Source organism: Nonomuraea sp. NPDC003727 (genome assembly GCF_053586935.1).
Map to the genome: position 1 here is coordinate 719,534 of NZ_JBSFNE010000001.1, position 16,756 is coordinate 736,289.

At 71.4% G+C, this 16,756-nt stretch carries 16 protein-coding genes; 7 read left to right on the forward strand and 9 right to left on the reverse strand.

Going from position 1 to position 16,756, the window contains the following annotated elements:
- Positions 1-18: 18 nt before the first annotated feature.
- The 4 genes from ACWDLG_RS03535 to ACWDLG_RS03550 form a co-directional block, all read right to left on the reverse strand.
- Entirely contained in the window at positions 19-969 is a 951-nt protein-coding gene (locus ACWDLG_RS03535; RefSeq protein WP_449915575.1) for a permease prefix domain 1-containing protein, read from the reverse strand.
- The gene (locus ACWDLG_RS03540; RefSeq protein WP_449915577.1) at positions 966-1,301 is read right to left on the reverse strand and encodes a PadR family transcriptional regulator; all 336 of its coding nucleotides are present in this window, start codon (positions 1,299-1,301) and stop codon (positions 966-968) included. Before ACWDLG_RS03540 ends, ACWDLG_RS03535 begins: the two co-directional genes overlap by 4 nt.
- Before the next feature lie 86 nt (positions 1,302-1,387).
- Positions 1,388-2,719 carry an NYN domain-containing protein gene (locus ACWDLG_RS03545; protein ID WP_449916180.1) on the reverse strand — a complete coding sequence of 444 codons (1,332 nt, stop codon included), beginning with the start codon at positions 2,717-2,719 and terminating at the stop codon, positions 1,388-1,390.
- Between the two features lie 173 nt (positions 2,720-2,892).
- Entirely contained in the window at positions 2,893-5,235 is a 2,343-nt protein-coding gene (locus ACWDLG_RS03550) for a sigma-70 family RNA polymerase sigma factor (protein WP_449915580.1), read from the reverse strand.
- Positions 5,236-5,407: 172 nt separating this feature from the next.
- On the opposite strand from ACWDLG_RS03550, the gene ACWDLG_RS03555 reads away from it, so the two are divergent.
- Both ACWDLG_RS03555 and ACWDLG_RS03560 read left to right on the forward strand, forming a co-directional pair.
- Entirely contained in the window at positions 5,408-6,037 is a 630-nt protein-coding gene (locus ACWDLG_RS03555) for a hypothetical protein (protein WP_449915583.1), read from the forward strand.
- Positions 6,034-6,573 (forward strand): orotate phosphoribosyltransferase, encoded by a 540-nt coding sequence (locus ACWDLG_RS03560; protein ID WP_354920325.1) that lies wholly within the window; start codon positions 6,034-6,036, stop codon positions 6,571-6,573. The genes ACWDLG_RS03555 and ACWDLG_RS03560 overlap by 4 nt, the downstream gene beginning before the upstream one ends.
- A gap of 22 nt (positions 6,574-6,595) precedes the next feature.
- Here the strand turns inward: ACWDLG_RS03560 and ACWDLG_RS03565 are convergent, their stop codons facing one another.
- Together ACWDLG_RS03565 and ACWDLG_RS03570 are read right to left on the reverse strand one after the other, a co-directional pair.
- A complete protein-coding gene (locus ACWDLG_RS03565; protein ID WP_449915586.1) occupies positions 6,596-7,036 on the reverse strand; it encodes a hypothetical protein in 441 nt (146 codons plus the stop codon).
- A 43-nt stretch (positions 7,037-7,079) separates the two neighbouring features.
- Positions 7,080-7,775: a DedA family protein gene (locus ACWDLG_RS03570; RefSeq protein ID WP_449915588.1), complete on the reverse strand. Its 696-nt coding sequence runs from the start codon at positions 7,773-7,775 to the stop codon at positions 7,080-7,082.
- A 115-nt stretch (positions 7,776-7,890) separates the two neighbouring features.
- Between ACWDLG_RS03570 and fbaA the strand changes: the two genes are divergently transcribed.
- Complete coding sequence (gene fbaA, locus ACWDLG_RS03575) at positions 7,891-8,901, forward strand: class II fructose-bisphosphate aldolase (protein WP_354920334.1); 1,011 nt, start codon at positions 7,891-7,893, stop codon at positions 8,899-8,901.
- Between the two features lie 339 nt (positions 8,902-9,240).
- Here fbaA and srmL read toward each other — a convergent pair whose 3' ends face one another.
- Together srmL and ACWDLG_RS03585 are read right to left on the reverse strand one after the other, a co-directional pair.
- The gene (gene srmL / locus ACWDLG_RS03580) at positions 9,241-10,407 is read right to left on the reverse strand and encodes a PheS-related mystery ligase SrmL (protein WP_449915589.1); all 1,167 of its coding nucleotides are present in this window, start codon (positions 10,405-10,407) and stop codon (positions 9,241-9,243) included.
- A gap of 232 nt (positions 10,408-10,639) precedes the next feature.
- Positions 10,640-11,041, reverse strand: a complete 402-nt coding sequence (locus ACWDLG_RS03585; RefSeq protein ID WP_449915591.1) for an NUDIX hydrolase — start codon at positions 11,039-11,041, stop codon at positions 10,640-10,642.
- Between the two features lie 169 nt (positions 11,042-11,210).
- Between ACWDLG_RS03585 and ACWDLG_RS03590 the strand changes: the two genes are divergently transcribed.
- From ACWDLG_RS03590 to ACWDLG_RS03605, 4 genes are all read left to right on the forward strand, one after another.
- Positions 11,211-12,197: an aldo/keto reductase gene (locus tag ACWDLG_RS03590; RefSeq protein ID WP_449915593.1), complete on the forward strand. Its 987-nt coding sequence runs from the start codon at positions 11,211-11,213 to the stop codon at positions 12,195-12,197.
- Between the two features lie 121 nt (positions 12,198-12,318).
- Positions 12,319-12,729: a DUF3151 domain-containing protein gene (locus tag ACWDLG_RS03595; protein WP_354920343.1), complete on the forward strand. Its 411-nt coding sequence runs from the start codon at positions 12,319-12,321 to the stop codon at positions 12,727-12,729.
- A 96-nt stretch (positions 12,730-12,825) separates the two neighbouring features.
- The gene (locus ACWDLG_RS03600) at positions 12,826-14,109 is read left to right on the forward strand and encodes an adenylosuccinate synthase (protein WP_354920346.1); all 1,284 of its coding nucleotides are present in this window, start codon (positions 12,826-12,828) and stop codon (positions 14,107-14,109) included.
- A gap of 236 nt (positions 14,110-14,345) precedes the next feature.
- Positions 14,346-15,251 carry a glycerophosphodiester phosphodiesterase family protein gene (locus ACWDLG_RS03605; RefSeq protein WP_449915596.1) on the forward strand — a complete coding sequence of 302 codons (906 nt, stop codon included), beginning with the start codon at positions 14,346-14,348 and terminating at the stop codon, positions 15,249-15,251.
- A gap of 55 nt (positions 15,252-15,306) precedes the next feature.
- Here ACWDLG_RS03605 and corA read toward each other — a convergent pair whose 3' ends face one another.
- Entirely contained in the window at positions 15,307-16,374 is a 1,068-nt protein-coding gene (gene corA, locus ACWDLG_RS03610; RefSeq protein ID WP_449915598.1) for a magnesium/cobalt transporter CorA, read from the reverse strand.
- Between the last annotated feature and the right edge of the window lie 382 nt (positions 16,375-16,756).

The window sequence follows — 16,756 nt, forward strand, 5'->3', positions numbered from 1 at the left end:
GGCGGGCGGGGTGGTCGCTCAGCGGCGGAGCGCTCGGGTGAGCCCTTCGACGACGGTGTGGATGATCGTGCCGACGGAGATCACGATGAGTCCGGTGTCGATCCAGCCGGGGACGCTCGACGGCCATCCCGCCGCCGCCACGAAGGCCGGGTTGAGCACCCGGTGGGTCGCCGCGAGCCAGATCAGCATGACGGCCGAGGGGACGCCGACGAGCAACCCCACGACGGCGACGGGAACGCTCCATTTCAGGTAGTACCCCGCGAAGGAGAAGCCGAGGCTCGCGATCACGAGGGCGATGAAGAGGTGGACGAGGCCGGTCTCCCACAGCCAGGGCGACAGCACGCCGACGGGGTGGCCGTTGGCGTCGGTCTCGGGGCTGACCACCGGCGAGAGCAGGATGAGCGTCGTGCAGAGGACCGTGAGCACGGTCTCGGTCACCAGCTCGCCGTAGCGTGCGCGGCGGCTGGGCGGTTCGGGGAGGGCTGCGGGGGTCCATCGCCGGGTCGCCGCCCGGCGGAGGGCGGGCGTGCGTTCGAGGATCGCGAAGACCAGCGTCGTCCAGAAGGCGATGTGGACGCCGGTGGTGAGCGCCGCGCCGAGGGTGTCGCCGAGCACGGTGAGAGGGGCGCCGCCGTTGAGTCCGCGCACGAGCCCGACGGTCGCGGCGACGACGGGCACGATGGTGGCGAGCAGGGCGGTCAGCAGCCGCGTGTAGTCGAGGAAGAGCGCGGGGCCGATGAGCTGGAGCGGGCGGTCGGCGTAGCCGGCGGCCAGCCGTACCGGATCGCCGAGCTCGGCCAGCACCGCGCGCTCGGCCTGGGCGGGATCGGCTCCGGTCTCCAGGTGGTCGTCGACGGCGTCGGCGATCGAGGCGCGCAGTTCCTTCTCGATGTCGGGGCGCTGCCGGGCGGGCAGGCGGCTCAGGGCCGCCTCGACGTAGCGGTCGGTGAGGCTGCTCGCGATGGTCATGACTCGCCTTTCAGGGTGCGCAGCGCGGTGTCGAGCTCGTCCCAGTCACGGCTCAGGGTGTCGGCGAGCGCGGTGCCGGCGTCGCTCGTGCGGTAGAACTTGCGCGGCCGCGACTCCTCGGTGTTCCAGTCGCTGGTCAGCAGCCCCTGCTTCTCGAGCCGGCGCAGGAGCGGGTAGAGGGTGTTGGCGTCGACGGTGAAGCCTTGCCGGTCGAGCAGGTCGAGCAGCGCGTACCCGTAGTTGGGTCGCTTGAGGATGAGCAGGCACGCGAGCACGACGGTGCCGCGCCGAAGCTCCTGCAGGTGCACGGAGAGCAGCTCATCGTCTAGCATGCGACTCACAATAGTGTGTGGCACACACTATTGCAACCACGACCCCTCGGAGGGGGCGCAACGGGCCCCGTCCCAGGGGTGGCGGTCTACCGGCGGGCGCGCTCCAGCGCGTCCCAGAAGCCGCGGCGCAGCGCGTGGCGGACCTCGTCGTGCAGCAGGAAGTCGATCGGCAGCGAGGAGCCCTGCAACAACCGCGCCTCCAGGTCGGACGGCATACGCGGCTTGCGGGCCAGCACGGCCTCCAGCCACAGCGCGGGCGCGTCGCGGGCCACGGACTCGCCGAAGTCGTGCCCCTCCTTGTGCGCCGCCTTCACCGCGTCGGCCAGGGTGGTCGCCCCGCCGGCGGCGGGGGCGGCCGCGGCGGCGACGGGGGCGGGCTGCGGCCCGGTGTACGGGCCGAGCTGCGACGGCTGGTAGGCACCGGGCGGCGAGGAGTACTGGCCCGTGGTCTGCATCGGGCCGGTCGGGCCGTGCGACACCGGAGGAGTGTGCGAGACGGGCGGAGTGTGCGACACCGTCGGACTGTGCGGGACGGCCGGCGCGGCGGGTGCGGCCGGCGCGGGCTGTACGGGCTGTACAGGCTGCGCGGGCGCGGGCTGCGGCTGCGGCGCGGACGGCGGCTCCGCCTGATAGCTCGGGTAGGCGGGCAGCGCGGGCGGCGGCGTCTGCGCCAGGCTCGGCGCGGACGGCGTCGGCACGGACGGCGTGGCCGGGGGCAGCTGCTGGCTCTGCGCGGGCGCGCCGGGCAGGTGCGCGGCGTGGTTGGCGGACTGCACGGACGGCGCCGGCGACTGGGCCTGCGGTGCCTGCGTACTCGGCGGAAGCGCGTGAGCGGCCTGGCCGTTGCTGACGGGTTGGGCGCCGTTGACGGCATCGGTGGTGCCGGAGACGAGGTTGACGTAGGGCCGCAGGTGGACGCCACCGATCTCGATGAGGTCGTCGCTCTCCTGGCGCAGCGACCGCGACACCGCCCAGCCGCCGTCGGCGGCGATGTGGACGACGGTGACCCGGATGCCGAGATCCTGGGCGTCGCAGACCACCTGGGCCAGGTCCTCGTCGCCGCTGACCACGACCGCGTCGCAGATCGCGCTGTTGCGGGCCAGCGTCATCAGGTCGCGGTGCACCTGGGCGTCGACGCCCTCGCGGCGGCCCGGCCTGATGCGCGAGAGGCGGAGCTTCAACCCGGGGATGTCGGCGAGCACGTCGTGCTCGGGCGTCCGCCTGCCCTCGACCGTGGCCTCGTACCAGTAGCACCGCAGCAGCGGCAGGCCCGTGCGCTCGCGCGACAGGTTGGTCATCAGCTGCAGCAGGCCCGGGTAGTCCCACGAGACGGCCTCGCGATGGCGGGTCCCATGCACGGCCATCGCGCCGTCGGCCAGCAGATAGCCGGCGTCCACGAACAGCGCGCAGCGATCCACTGACACCGCCCCTTTCTTCTGGCCCGACCCCTACCGGCTCCGCACCGCCAGAGCCGGGCTCGGCGGCCCACTCTCAGGGTAATGAAGCATCTGATCGTTCGAGGGTGAATCCCGGCGAATCGGCGTGACGCCAGCGGATTCCCGCAGACCGTACCAGTTTGTCCAGTTCGCGGTCACGACCTGGCAGGCACGCTGACGGCCGCCACGCCGAACAGGACGACGTCGCGTTTCGTCGAGATCGTCAGCGCCGGGCGGTCCGGCAGCTCGGCGCTGAAGGAGTCGACGTCGACGCCGAACGTCATCCCCGCCGCGCCGTTGGCGGAGCTGTCGAAGACGTTGTCCGCGTCGCGGTCGCCACCGGTGGAGGCGCCGGCCGACACCCGGTCGCCGTGGAGGTCGGCATCGCCCTCCCAGGTCACCAGCTCGATGTCGGCCGGGCTCGCCGCCGGGAACAGCCCGCCGAGCGGCAGCTCCAGTCGCGGCTGCGCACCGCCGACGACCGTGGCGGTGTCGAGGACCACCGCCTGGCTGTACGGCCGGCGCGGGTCGGTGGCGATCACCACGAGGCTCCACCCCGCGTGCTCGGAGACCCCCTCCCGCATCGGCGCGTCGGCCGCCCACCACGCCCCGGCGCTCCTGCCGTCGCTGACCAGCTCCGTCACGTCGGCGAAGGCCTGGTAGGCCGAGCCCGTGGGCAGTTCCCGTTCCGTCACCCGGTCGGGGAGGACCGTCCGGTAGCGCCTGGACCCCGCCGCCCTGAACTTGATCGGGCCCGCCTGCCGCACGCTGGCCGACCAGTAGAGCCCCGCCCAGACGACCCGCCCGCCGTCCGGCAGCTCCAGCCAGGCGCCGCTGGAGGAGTCCGTCGACGGCACGTCGTCGGCGTCGACGGACCGCATCGGCCACAGGTCGTTGTCGCGCCTGCCGCTCTCCCGTGCCAGCCGCGCCTCCCCGCATCCCTCGCGCTCGGGCGGGCAGGTCAGCAGCGTGTTGCCGACCGCCTTGACGACGACCTTGCCGTCCGTGGCGAACCGCGCCGCCGCCCCCTCAGCCTTCACCCCCGCGCTCGCGCGCGCGTCGACGTTGACGCCGCCCGAGGAGATCCGTACGGCCGGGCCCGTCCCCTCGGGAGCATTGGCGGACACCTGGACCCGCAGAAAGACGGCCGTCGACCGGCCCGCGGCCAGCGGGCCCCGCACGCACCTGGCGCCGCCGCCCGCCGGGGCGCACGACCAGCCGTCGACCGTGCCGACGGGCTCGACGACAGCGGCCGCGCTGCCCCTCGCCTGGGCGGGGACCAGCGTCACGCCTGGCGGCAGGTCGACCAGCGCGACGAGCTCGTCGCTGGCGGAGCCGCCGGTGTTGCGCAGCCGTACCGCGACGATGCCGGGCTCGGACTTGATCAGCGCGCCGAGCGGATGGATCGAGGCCCGGAGCCAGGGCGCGCCCTGCCGCTTGGCGGTGACGGGCGCGTCGGCGGGCGGCGGCACCAGCCGCGGCCGGAGTCTGGGCCTGGGCGCGGGTGGCGCGGTCGGGGGTGGCGCCGGCGAGGACCTGACGGCGGCCGCCGGCTGCATGTGGGCGGCCGGCAGCGGCTTGTCGTCGGCGGCCAGGACCAGGACGGCCGCCGCCGCCACCGCCACCGTGGCACCACCCGCCACCGCGGCCTGGCGGCCCTTGGGCACCCGCCTGATCCACCCGAGCGTGGACAGCAGACCGCTGTCCGTGGCCCCCGTCCTGGTCAGGCCCGCGACGTAGGCGGCGTAGGCGGGTCCGGCGACCAGGGGGCCGACGACGGTGCGCAGGCACTGGTCGATGTCGGCCAGGTCGAGCAGGATCTCCCGGCATTCCGCGCAGTCGTCGACGTGGTGGTCGACGCTCCTGCTCTCCCGCTTGGACAGCCCGCCCCGCACATGGACGTCCAGCCTGCCGAGCACGGGCCGGCACGGCTGGCGCGGTGTCCCCGCCAGATGCAGCTGCACGTACGCCTGGCGCAGCCCCTCCCTCGCCCGGTAGGCCAGCGCCGCCACTCCGTTGGCCGACAGGCCGAGCATCGGGGCGATCTCGGCGGGCTTGGCGCCCTCGACCTCGGTGTGCCAGAGCACGAGCCGCCAGCGTTCGGGCAGCGACTGGAACGCCCTGGCGACCAGTGACCTCTCCAGCCCGGCCAGCGCGGGATCGACGAAGGGCACGCCGGGGTCGAACGCCTCGATCTCCCCCGTGGTCACCTGGCGGCTCTCCACGCGGCCCCTGTCGTAGACCGTGCGGCGCACGACCGTGAGCAGGTACGGCCGGAAGGCCGCCTCGGGCCCGCCGCCGCGCCCGACCAAATCGATGATCTTGGTGAAGGACTCCGCGACGACGTCCTCGACCGCGTCCTCGCCCCTGACCAGCTGGCGGGCCAGCGAGCGCGCGGCGCCGACGTGTCGCTGCCAGAGCTCGCCGAACGCGGCCGCGTTGCCCGCACGCGCGGTGCCAAGGAGATCCGCATCACTTCGCGGTGATTCGACACTCATAGTGACCTCACGATTACCTGGAGTTGCCGAACGCATCATTCCGCATTCCGCGTCATGACTAACCCCTAAGACCGTCTTTGACTGCGAGAGGTCTGCCGGAGAGGAGGAGTGGCGCTTCCGTCGGCCGAGCGCCGCGCATCAGATGGGTGAGAGGGATCCGCAGAGACTGTCCGTGCTGTGGCGCGCGGCCAGCATGGCCGCCGGCTGGGCCGTACCCGGCGACTGGTGGACGCCTGCCGTCGAGCAGACGATCAGGGCCGTGACCGGAGGGCAGGGCCTGGCCCGCGCCTGCATGGCCCTCGGTGACGCCCGCGCCCGCGCAGGCGTCGGCATCGCCGAGGGCATGACGGACCTCGCCGCGCTGTTCCACGCCCGCGGCGAGGCAGGGCCGCCGCTGGCCGCCCTGCGTTCCTTCGCCAGCGGATGGGTGGAGGCCGAACTGGCACCCATGGCGGACCTGCGCTGCGAGGACCCGCTGACCGGCCTGGTCGGCCTCGCCTACCTGCGCACCCGGCTGGCCGAGGTCTACCGCGAGGGCGTCGCCCGCCGCCACCGCCTCGTCGTCGTCACCCTGACCGTCACCGACGCGTGGGACCGCATCGCCGCCATGCTGCGCCTGGCCGCCCTGCTGCGGGAGGTCTTCCCCCGTGGCGAGACCCTCGTACGGCTCGGCCCCGCCCGAGCGGGCGCGCTGACCACCAGGCCGGCGACCCGGCGGCTGCGGCAGGCCGGCGCCGTCGACGTCCTGACCCTCCCCGACCGCTATGGTGACGCGCTGGCGACCCTAAGCTTGTGGGCATGAGTGACCGCGAGAACCTGCTGGCCGAGATCCTGAAGAAGGCCGTCGTGCACGGCAAGGTCGTGCTCTCCTCGGGCATGGAGGCCGACTTCTACCTCGACCTGCGGCGCATCACGCTCGACGGCACGGCCGCGCCGCTCGTCGGCGGGGTCATGCTCGACCTCACGGCCGACCTCGACTACGACGCTGTCGGCGGTCTCACGCTGGGCGCCGACCCGGTCGCCGGTGCCATGATGCACGCGGCCGCCGCGCGGGGCCGTGCCCTCGACGCCTTCGTGGTGCGCAAGACGCAGAAGACGCACGGCATGCAGCGCCGGATCGAGGGCCCCGACATCGAGGGCCGCAGGGTCCTCGTCGTCGAGGACACCTCCACCACCGGCGGCTCCCCGCTGACCGCGGTCGCCGCGGCCCGCGAGGCGGGCGCCCACGTGGTCGCCGTCGCCACCATCGTCGAGCGCGGCGCGGCGGGCAGGATGGCCGAGGAGGGCATCGAGTACCGCAGCGCCTTCACCTTGCAGGACCTGGGGCTGAACGGCTGAGGGAGCCCCTCTCCCGCGGGCCTCATCCCGCGGGGTCCTGGGCCGAGCGCGTGACGGAGAACGTCTCGCGCTGACCCGCCCTGCCCGGCGGGCGGGGCTCGCCGTTCACGGTGACCTTCACCGTGCCGGCGTCCTCGAGGGCGACGTCGAGCTCGGCCTCGAAGAACGAGATCTCCTCGCCGCTGGTCAGGTCACGGTCGTTGAGCACGTCACCGCCGGGCACCCTGACCAGCACCGGCGGGCAGGTCTGCGCCGCGCACACGATGGAGAGCGTCGGCACCCGGCCCGCGGTCGTGACCGTCTGCCGCGGCGTCGCCGACGGCCGCGGCGCGGGGTCGGCGACCGACAGCACGGCCATGAGCGAGCGGATCCCGAGGAACACCAGAGCCACCAGCAGGACGGCCCCCACGCCGATCAGCGCCAGGCGGGCCGTCCCCATCGGATCGGTTCGATGCCGTCCCACAAGGGGGAGGGTAGCCAACGAGGTGGCCGCCCTCCGAGCGGCATCACGGAATGCGGTGGTGTTTGCCCTGCGGCTCGGGAACCGAACGGCCGCCGGCCCTGCGGCTCTTCACGACCTCGACGATGATCGGGATCACCGAGATCAGCACGATGAGGAAGACGCCGGGCAGGATGTACTTGTCGATCTGCTCCGGGTCGACCTGGTTGCCGAGGAAGTGGCCGATGAACAGCATGCTCTCGACCCACAGCAGCCCGCCGACCACGTTCCACACGAAGAACGTGCGCGCCGGCATCTCCAGCACGCCCGCGACCGGGTTCATGAACGTGCGGACGATGGGCACGAACCTGGCGATCACCACGGCCTTGGCGGGACCGAACTTGTCGAAGTAGTACTCGGCCTTGTCGACGTACTCGCGCTTGAACAACCGCGAGTCGGGCTTGTCGAACAGCTTGCGCCCGACCTTCGCGCCTATCAGATGGCCCAGTTGCGCGCCCGCCACCGCGCACAGCGGGGTGCCGATGACCAGCACGGGAAACGACAGCGGCTCGATGCCGATGCCCTTGGCCGCCGCGGCGGAGCTGAAGATGCCCGCGGCCACCAGCAGCGAATCACCCGGCAGGAAGAAGCCGATCAGCAGACCCGTCTCCGCGAAGATGATGGCGAGCACGCCGATGGTCGCGAACGCGCCGAGCATGGTGAGCCACCACTGCGGGTCCACGAGGTCCAGGATCGATTCCACGGGGTGAGCCTACCTGGAGGGTGGCCTTCATCGGGCGTGCGTTGTCACTACCCCAGCGGGTAAGGAGTTGGGAATACTGGGCACGCAGGCCGAATACATTCCAGGGAGCTGAACCATGCCTATCGCGACTCCAGAGGTCTACGCCGAGATGCTCGACCGGGCCAAAGCGGGCGGGTTCGCCTACCCGGCGATCAACGTGACCTCGTCGCAGACCTTGAACGCCGCCCTGCGCGGATTCGCCGAGGCCGAGAGCGACGGGATCATCCAGGTGTCCACCGGTGGCGCCGAGTTCCTCTCGGGCGCCACGGTGAAGGACATGGTGTCCGGAGCCGTGGCCCTGGCCGAGTACGCCAAAGTGGTGGCCAAGAACTACCCCGTCACCGTGGCGCTGCACACCGACCACTGCCCCAAGGACAAGCTCGACGGCTTCATGCGGCCGTTGATCGAGCTGTCCCTTGAGCGGGGTGGCGACCCGATCTTCAACTCCCACATGTGGGACGGCTCCGCCGTACCGCTGGAGGAGAACCTGTCGATCGCGCGCGAGCTGCTCGACAAGTGCCACCGGGCGAACATCGTCATGGAGATGGAGATCGGCGTCGTCGGCGGCGAGGAGGACGGCGTCGTCGGCGAGATCAACGAGAAGCTCTACACGACCGCCGAGGACGCGCTGGCCACCGCCGAGGCCGTCGGCATCGGCGAGAACGGCCGCTACATGCTCGCCGCGACCTTCGGCAACGTGCACGGCGTCTACAAGCCGGGCCACGTGAAGCTGCGCCCGACGGTGCTGAAGGAGATCCAGGAGGCCGTCGGCGCCAAGTACGGCAAGGAGAAGCCGTTCGACCTGGTCTTCCACGGCGGCTCCGGCTCGCTGCTGGAGGAGATCCACGAGGCGATCTCCTACGGCGTGGTGAAGATGAACATCGACACCGACACGCAGTACGCCTTCACCCGGCCGATCGCCGACCACATGTTCCGCAACTACGACGGGGTGCTGAAGGTCGACGGGGACGTCGGCAACAAGAAGGCCTACGACCCCCGCTCGTACGGCAAGACGGCGGAGGCCGGCATGGCGGCCAGGATCGTGCAGGCCTGCCAGGACCTGAAGTCGGCGGGCACCAAGCTCTGACGGCCGGGCGGTGACGCACCGGTCCGCGGGCGGACGGGTGCGGTGACCCGCTGATCCGCGGGCGGACCGCGGGCGTGCGAGGCGCCCGGCGCGTGACGCCGGGCGCCTGCGGGTCCTCGGTCAGGCGCGGACCAGGACGGTCTCGTTGCGGGCAGGTGATCCCCGATATGTGCGGCCGGCCCGCCGGTGCGCGCCTCGGCGGGTCCGAGCTGGTCGGCGGGTCGTGCGGCTGCCCGGATGTGCCGTTCTCCGCGTGCGATGTCCGCGTCGCACGACCCAGGTCTTTTGTAGAGGTATCGGGTTACTTATCCCTTTCATCCGGCTTGCAGGGTCGGATAGTCACGCCTGCCGGGGCGGCGGGCCGGCCCACTGGTGGGCGCCTCCCCGGTGGACGGCGGCGTAGACGCGGTCGCGCAGCGCGTTCGCCTCCTGGTCGGACATCGTCCGGGCCGGGTCGCGCAACACGATGCGGAGCAGCACGTTCTTCTGGCCGGGCAGCGCCCCCAGGCGTTCCACCGCCGAGCGCGGCAGTTCCTCGACCGGGGTCTCGGCGACGACCCTGATCTCCTCGATGGCGTCGGCGTGCGCGCCCAGCGCGTCGCGGACCGCTCCGCCCAGCGTCTCGGCGTCGGCGTCGGCCGGCACGGCCACCGACAGGTCGCGGGAGATCGGCGGATGCTTGGACACCGCCCGGTAGGGCGCCAGGTCCAGCATCTGGTCGGCGATGCGGGCGTCGGCGGAGGTCAGCAGGCGGATGTCGGGGATCCCCTTGCGCAGCATCAGCAGCCGGTCCAGTCCGAGGCCCATGGCGAGCCCGCTGACCGTGTGGTCCAGCCCCGCGTCCGTCAGGACCCGGCGCGCGGCCAGGCCGCACTCGGCGATCTCGATCCACTCCCCGCCGACCTGGACGTCGACCTGCCGGCCGTTCGAGGTGTAGGGGTGCGATGCCGGGACAGCCCGATACGGCAGGCCGGGAAGCGCCGCGGTCACGACGGCGGCGATCATCTCGTCGAGGTCGCCGGTGTCCATCGGTCGCCCCGTGACGACGCGCCAGAGGTCGAGCTGGTGCGGGGTGCCGGTGTGGAGGCGGTCGACGACGTCGCGCCGGTAGACCAGCCCCGGACAGGCCAGCAGGACGTCGTGCCAGCCGTACCGGCCGGTGGAGGTGGTCTGCCGGGCCAGCTCGCGGAGGGTGGGCGGGATGACGGCGCTGGTGTGGCTGCGCAGCATGCAGGTCTGGCTGGCGTAGCGGGTGTAGCGGGCGTCACGGGTGACGGCGTCCGGCGGGTAGCCGAGCCGTTCGTAGTTGTCCTCGACGGGCACGAGGGGGTGGGCCCGCACCACCCGGACGTCGTCGCGCCAGGCGGCCGCGAGGGCCCGGACGAGGGTGTCGACGACGAGCTGGACGGCGTGCGGCCCCTGGGCGGGGTCGCTCAGATCCCGGACGGTCAACGCGCGGGCGAGCTCGTCGGCGTGGAGGAGGCGGGGAGAGACGGCAGTGGACACGGGGACTCCGATCGGTTCGCAGCGGACGGGAGTTCTCCCCCGGCCGGCCCGCCGCCGGGCACCGCTGCGGCCGCCTTCGTCCTGTCAGGTCAGAGCACGTGTCCTGTCAGGGAGAGCACGCCGATGCGCCCCGGCGGCCGGCATCGCCGGCCGGGGGCGGATAAATCGCCGCACTCTCGACATACCTCGCACCCTAGCAGTCAAGATCTCCGCGCGTCGTGACCGCACGGACTCAGTCGAGCAGACTTGCCGCCCTGAGGTCGTCGAAGATCAGCTGGTCGACGGGCGCGATCCGGTCGCGGTCGGCGTACGTCAGCCAGACGACCTCCTCGATCTCGCTGCCGGGCGTGAGCGTGCCGCGGTAGTCGCCGCTGTAGCAGGTCATGCGGACCAGCACGCCGTCGGGATGTCCATGCGCCTGGGCCTCGTAGACGCCCAGGCCCGCGATGGTGTCGGGCTGGATCTCGACGGTGAGCTCCTCCTCGATCTCCCGCAGGAGCGTCTCGGTGTCGCTCTCGCCCTCTTCGCGCTTGCCGCCGGGAATGTAGTAGACGTCCTTGCCCCGGGAGCGTGTGCTGAGGATCCTGCCGCCTTCCAGCCGTACCCACGCCACCTTGTCGATGACCGTCGACATCGTGCTCCCTCCCGTGCCCTGAGCCGCTTCACCGCACCTTACCGACCGGTGATCGTCGTAGGGGTGAAGCCGGACAGATCGGCCTTATCCGAGCTTGACCTGGAGTGCGCTCCACGTCCCAGACTCCCGTACAGGAGCCCGGACGAGCGGGCCGTACCGGAGGAAGACCATGAAGTACCGCACCATCGGCACCGACCCGACGACCCGTCGCGAGGTGAGCGTCCTCGCCCTCGGCGCGATGCTCTTCGGCTCGGTGACCGACGAGCAGACCTCCTTCGCCGTCCTGGACCGCTACGTCGAGGCCGGCGGGACGTTCATCGACACCTCCGACAACTACGCCTTCTGGGTCGACGGCGGGCAGGGCGGGCAGAGCGAGGAGCTGCTGGGCCGGTGGCGGCGCAGCCGCGGCATCGGCGACGAGATCGTCATCGCCACGAAGCTCGGAGCGCGGCCCCTCGCGCCCGGCACCAGCTACGTCGACAACGCCGAGGGGCTGTCGGCGAAGGTCATCAGGGAGTCGGCCGAGCGCAGCAGGGAACGCCTCGGCGTGGAGCGGCTCGACCTGCTCTACGCGCACATCGAGGACCGCGCGGTCCCGCTGCGCGAGACGGTCGAGGGCTTCGCCGAGCTGGTGGCGGAGGGCACCGTGGGCCTGCTCGGCGTCAGCAACCACGCGATCTGGCGGGTGGAGCGGGCCCGCGCCATCGCGGCGGCGGCGGGACTGCCCGGCTACGAGGTCCTGCAGTACCAGCACAGCCACCTGCGCCCGCGCTTCGACGTACCCGAGTCGATCTTCGAGGACGGCAGCCTGGGCCACGCGGGAGCCGAGCTGCTGAGCTACCTGCGGGCCGAGCCCGACCTGACCCTGGTCGCCTACTCGCCGCTGCTCGGCGGCGCCTACGTCAGGCAGGACAAGCCGCTGCCGCGCGACTACGACCACCCGGGGACGCCCGCCCGGCTCGCCGTCCTGCGCGAGGTCGCCGAGGAGACCGGGGCGACGGTGAACCAGGTGGTGCTGGCCTGGCAGATCGGCGGCGGCTTCCCGGTGATCCCGCTGGTGGGGGCGTCGTCGGTGGCCCAGCTGGACGAGAGCCTGGCCGCGGTCGACCTCGAGCTGACCGAGGACCAGCGCGTACGGCTGGACGCGGTCCACTAGACGTGGAGGGCGGGCGGGCGCGACCGTCACAGGTCCGGCCGGTCCCGCGCCGGTGAAGGTCCGTGTACTGCGACAAAGATCTCCTAGCCACTTCCGCCGCCCGACGGGTATGACTTGTCCTATGGATAACCTTCTCGCCGGGCCGCCCCCGACTCACCTGCCGGACGTGCCCGAGGCCCGAGAGGCGCTGGAATCCGGCGCTAAGGCGTCCGACGTGGCGGCGCGCTACCCCGCCTACCCGGCGGCATGGGCCGCGCTCGCGGACGAGTACTTCGCCAACGGTCACGCCGTCACCTCCTACGCCTTCGCCCGCACCGGCTACCACCGTGGGCTCGACCAGCTGCGCCGCCACGGGTGGAAGGGGCACGGGCCGATCCCGTGGGAGCACGAGCCCAACCGCGGCTTCCTGCGCTGCCTGTATGCCCTGTCCAGGGCCGCCCAGGCGATCGGCGAGAAGGACGAGGCGGAGCGCTGCTCGCAGTTCCTGAAGGACAGCAGCGCCGAGGCCTACGACGCGCTCACCAAGAGTTAGCGCTTGGGACGTTTGGGCATACTCGGGTAGTCTCTCCACGCAAGAGCCCCTGTCGCGCTTGCGCCAGGGGTTTTCGTTTTGCTCGGGAGAGATACCATGCCGGCTGTCGTTGTCTTGGGCGCCCAGTGGGGCGATGAGGGCAAGGGAAAGGCCACCGACCTCCTCGGCGGTGCCGTCGACTACGTGGTCCGCTACCAGGGCGGTAACAACGCGGGGCACACGATCGTCATCGGCGACCAGAAGTACGCGCTGCATCTGGTGCCCACCGGCATCCTGTCGCCTGACGTGATCCCCGTGATCGGCAACGGCGTGGTGATCGATCCCGGCGTGCTGCTGTCCGAGCTGGACGCCCTGGCCGCGCGCGGCATCTCCGCCGAGCGCCTGCTGATCTCGGCGAACGCGCACCTGATCATGCCCCACCACAAGGCGCTCGACAAGGTGACCGAGCGCTACCTCGGCAAGGCAAGGATCGGCACGACCGGCCGCGGCATCGGCCCCGCCTACGGCGACAAGATCTACCGGATGGGCATCCGCGTGCAGGACCTGCTCGACCCGGGCATCCTCGCCAAGAAGATCGAGGTGGTCCTCGGCGAGAAGAACCAGGTGCTGACCAAGGTCTACAACCGGCGCGGCATCGACGCGCAGCAGGTGCTGGAGGAGTACCTCGGCTACGCGGAGCGGCTCAAGCCGCACATCGCCGACACCTCGCTGGTGCTGAAGAAGGCCCTGGACGAGGACAAGTTCGTGCTGCTGGAGGGCGGCCAGGGCACGCTGCTCGACATCGACCACGGCACCTACCCGTTCGTCACGTCGTCGTCGCCGACCAGCGGCGGGGCGTGCGCCGGCGCGGGCATCCCGCCGAACCGTCTCACGCGGGTGATCGGCATCCTGAAGGCGTACACGACCCGCGTCGGCTCGGGCCCGTTCCCGACGGAGCTGACCGACGAGGTGGGCGACTGGCTGCGCACGACGGGCGGCGAGTACGGCGTGACGACGGGGCGCAACCGCCGCTGCGGCTGGTTCGACGCGGTCATCGCCCGTTACGCCACCCGGATCAACGGCGTCACCGACTTCTTCCTCACCAAGCTGGACGTGCTGTCGGGCCTGGAGCGGATCCCGGTGTGCGTGGCCTACGACGTCGACGGGGTGCGCCACGACGAGATCCCGATGACGCAGACGGACTTCCACCACGCCAAGCCGATCTACGAGGAGTTCCCCGGCTGGCAGGAGGACATCTCCAAGGCCAGGTCGTTCGAGGACCTGCCGCCGAACGCCCAGGCGTACGTGCGGACGCTGGAGGAGCTGAGCGAGTCGCGCATCTCGGCGATCGGTGTCGGCCCCGGCCGCGACCAGACGATCGAGCTGCACTCCCTGGTCTGATCCCGGCCTCCGGTCCCCGCCGTCACGCCGTCCCGAAGGGGGCGGCCGACGATCCCGGCGTGACGGCGGGGCGGCGGCGGCGCTGGAGCGGCGTGATGGACGGGCGCCGGCCGGTGACCACGGTGGGCCTAACTATGCGATAGCCGTACAAGATAGAAAGAAGCCGAGAGAGCGGGACAAACAGCTACCGGCGTGGCTGTCGCGCCAAGGTGCCGCACGGGCGGTAGGGTCCCGGTGTGCATGCCGAAATTCACGGTCACCGGGGTGCGAGAGGTCTCTGGCCCGAGAACACCCTGCCCGGGTTGAGCCATGCCATGGAGCTGGGCGTCCACGCGCTCGAGCTCGATGTCGCGCTCACCGCCGACCGGCGCCTGGTGCTCACACACGACCTCACCGTCTCCGCGGTGACGAGCGCGGACACGCGGCCGCTGACCGCGCAGGACCCGCTGTTCCCCTACGTGGGCAAGCCGATCAACACCCTCACCCACGCCCAGCTGCGCATGCTGGACGTCGGCGTGCGGCTGCCCCGGCATCCCGACGACCCGTTCGCGCTCACCCAGAAGTCCATGCCGGACACGCGCATGCCGACGTTCGGCGCGGTGCTCGGGCTGGTGAACGCCTACGACGCCGCCACGGTGCGGCTGCACGTCGAGCTGAAGTCGGATCCGACCAGGCCCGAGCTGACGCCGGACCCGCTGGAGTTCACCGAGTTGGTGGTGGCCGAGCTCGACCGGCACGGCAGGCTCGGCAACGCGGCCGTCCTCAGCTTCGACTGGCGGATCATCGGGCACGCGGCCCGGCTCGCGCCCGAGACCCCGCGGTTCGCGCTGATCGAGCCCGACACCCTGCACTGGCACGACGACCTGGGCGACGACATCCCCGCCGCGGCGCGCGCCGCCGGTGGCACGGCGCTGTCGCCCGAGCACGTGATGGTGGACGAGACGCTGATGAGCCAGGCGGCGGCCGCCGGGCTGCCCGTCGTGGTGTGGACGGTGAACGACGCCAGGACGGCCGCGCGCCTGCTCGACCTGAACGTGGCGGGCGTCGTCACCGACTACCCGGACCGGATGCGCGCGTTGTGGGAGGAGCGCGGGCTGCCCCTCCCCCGCCCCGTCGGCCCCCTCAAGCCGGTGGGCGTCTGACCTTCGGCTCGGGCGCGATGCCCTCCGGCCGTTACGGCGGAGGGCAACGCGGCGGTCAGAGCCAGCCGTTACGGCGAAAGCCGCGGTACAGCAGCGTGCAGGCCATGACCATGACGCCGATCACCACGGGGTACCCCCACGTCTGCCGGAGCTCCGGCATGACGTCGAAGTTCATCCCGTAGATGCCCGCGATCATCGTGGGCACGCTGATGATCGCCACCCAGGACGAGATCTTGCGCATGTCCTCGTTGGCGAGGGTGTTGGAGCGGGCGAGCGCCGCCTGCAGGATCGAGTTGGCGAGCTCGTTGCTCGACTCGACCTGCTCGCACACCCTGGCCAGGTGGTCGCTGACGTCGCGGAAGTACTCGCGCATCTCGCTCGGGATGACGCGGCGCTGGGGCAGGGTGGCCATCGGGGCCTGCAGCGGGGTGACGGCGCGCTTCATCTCCAGCATCTCGCGCTTGAGCTGGTAGATGCGGTTGATGTCGCGGGAGCTGACGTCGGCGAAGACGGTGGCCTCGACCTCTTCGAGCTCGAGCTGCATCAGGTCGGCGACCTGGAGGTAGCGGTCGACCACGTGGTCGGAGATGGCGTGCAGGACGCCGGTGGGGCCGCGGTTGATCAGCTTGGGCTTGTCCTCGAGCTTCTCGCGCACCTCCGACAGCGGGCAGTGGTGGCCGTGGCGCACGGTCACGACGAAGTCGGCGCCGAGGAAGACCATGATCTCGCCGGTGGCGATGATCTCGCTGGTCGCGGTCAGCTCGTCGTGGTCGAGGTAGGCGATCGTCTTCAGCACCATGAACAGGGAGTCGCCGTAGCGCTCGATCTTGGGCCGCTGGTGGGCCTTGACCGCGTCCTCCACCGAGAGGGGGTGCAGGCCGAACACCTCGGCCAGCCACTCGACCTCGGGCGCCTCTGGCTCGTGGAGGCCGACCCAGACGAACGCCTTGGGTCCGTCGCTGTCGAGGTTGTGCTGCCGGACGAGCTTGAGCGACTCGACGATGCCGTCAGCGTCGATCTTCTTGCCGTTGACGTAGGCGCCGTACTCGACGATGGAGTCAACGGGGGGAACGCAGGAAGCACCCAGCGGCTTGGCCAGCTGGCGCGCGGTGTGCACGGGCACGGGGTGACGGTTGATGCGACGGAAAATGGTGGACGAGCGCATGGCAGTCCCTTCCCGCCCGACCTGGCACGGTCCACGCAGGACGAAAGATCACCTCAATCTGGAGATGCGTGGAGGCACGATCAGGCTGCCGAATTGGAGTGGTCGGGGGTGCGCACGATGATCGTGCGCGGGCGAGTACTGCTCGGATCACCAGGATTCATCCCGGACCACCTCCAATCACGCAAGACGCCGCAAAGCCGACCCAAACTACCACAGGCCGGTAACCCCCCACACCTTACTCGGGTCAGACCGGCTGATCGCGTAGAACGTCACAAAGATTCGTCCCGATTCCCGCACATCCGCTCCTCGACCACGTGGCCACGCCTTCGTCCGTCCCGTG

What these genes read in the sequence shown, in the direction of transcription:
- ACWDLG_RS03560 (WP_354920325.1), top strand. Translation starts at nt 6,034, where the DNA reads ATGAGTGACCGCGAGAACCTGCTGGCCGAGATCCTGAAGAAGGCCGTC.
- fbaA (WP_354920334.1), top strand. Translation starts at nt 7,891, where the DNA reads ATGCCTATCGCGACTCCAGAGGTCTACGCCGAGATGCTCGACCGGGCC.
- ACWDLG_RS03535 (WP_449915575.1), bottom strand. Translation starts at nt 969, where the DNA reads ATGACCATCGCGAGCAGCCTCACCGACCGCTACGTCGAGGCGGCCCTG.
- ACWDLG_RS03585 (WP_449915591.1), bottom strand. Translation starts at nt 11,041, where the DNA reads ATGTCGACGGTCATCGACAAGGTGGCGTGGGTACGGCTGGAAGGCGGC.
- ACWDLG_RS03600 (WP_354920346.1), top strand. Translation starts at nt 12,826, where the DNA reads ATGCCGGCTGTCGTTGTCTTGGGCGCCCAGTGGGGCGATGAGGGCAAG.
- ACWDLG_RS03590 (WP_449915593.1), top strand. Translation starts at nt 11,211, where the DNA reads ATGAAGTACCGCACCATCGGCACCGACCCGACGACCCGTCGCGAGGTG.
- ACWDLG_RS03550 (WP_449915580.1), bottom strand. Translation starts at nt 5,235, where the DNA reads ATGAGTGTCGAATCACCGCGAAGTGATGCGGATCTCCTTGGCACCGCG.
- ACWDLG_RS03595 (WP_354920343.1), top strand. Translation starts at nt 12,319, where the DNA reads ATGGATAACCTTCTCGCCGGGCCGCCCCCGACTCACCTGCCGGACGTG.
- ACWDLG_RS03540 (WP_449915577.1), bottom strand. Translation starts at nt 1,301, where the DNA reads ATGCTAGACGATGAGCTGCTCTCCGTGCACCTGCAGGAGCTTCGGCGC.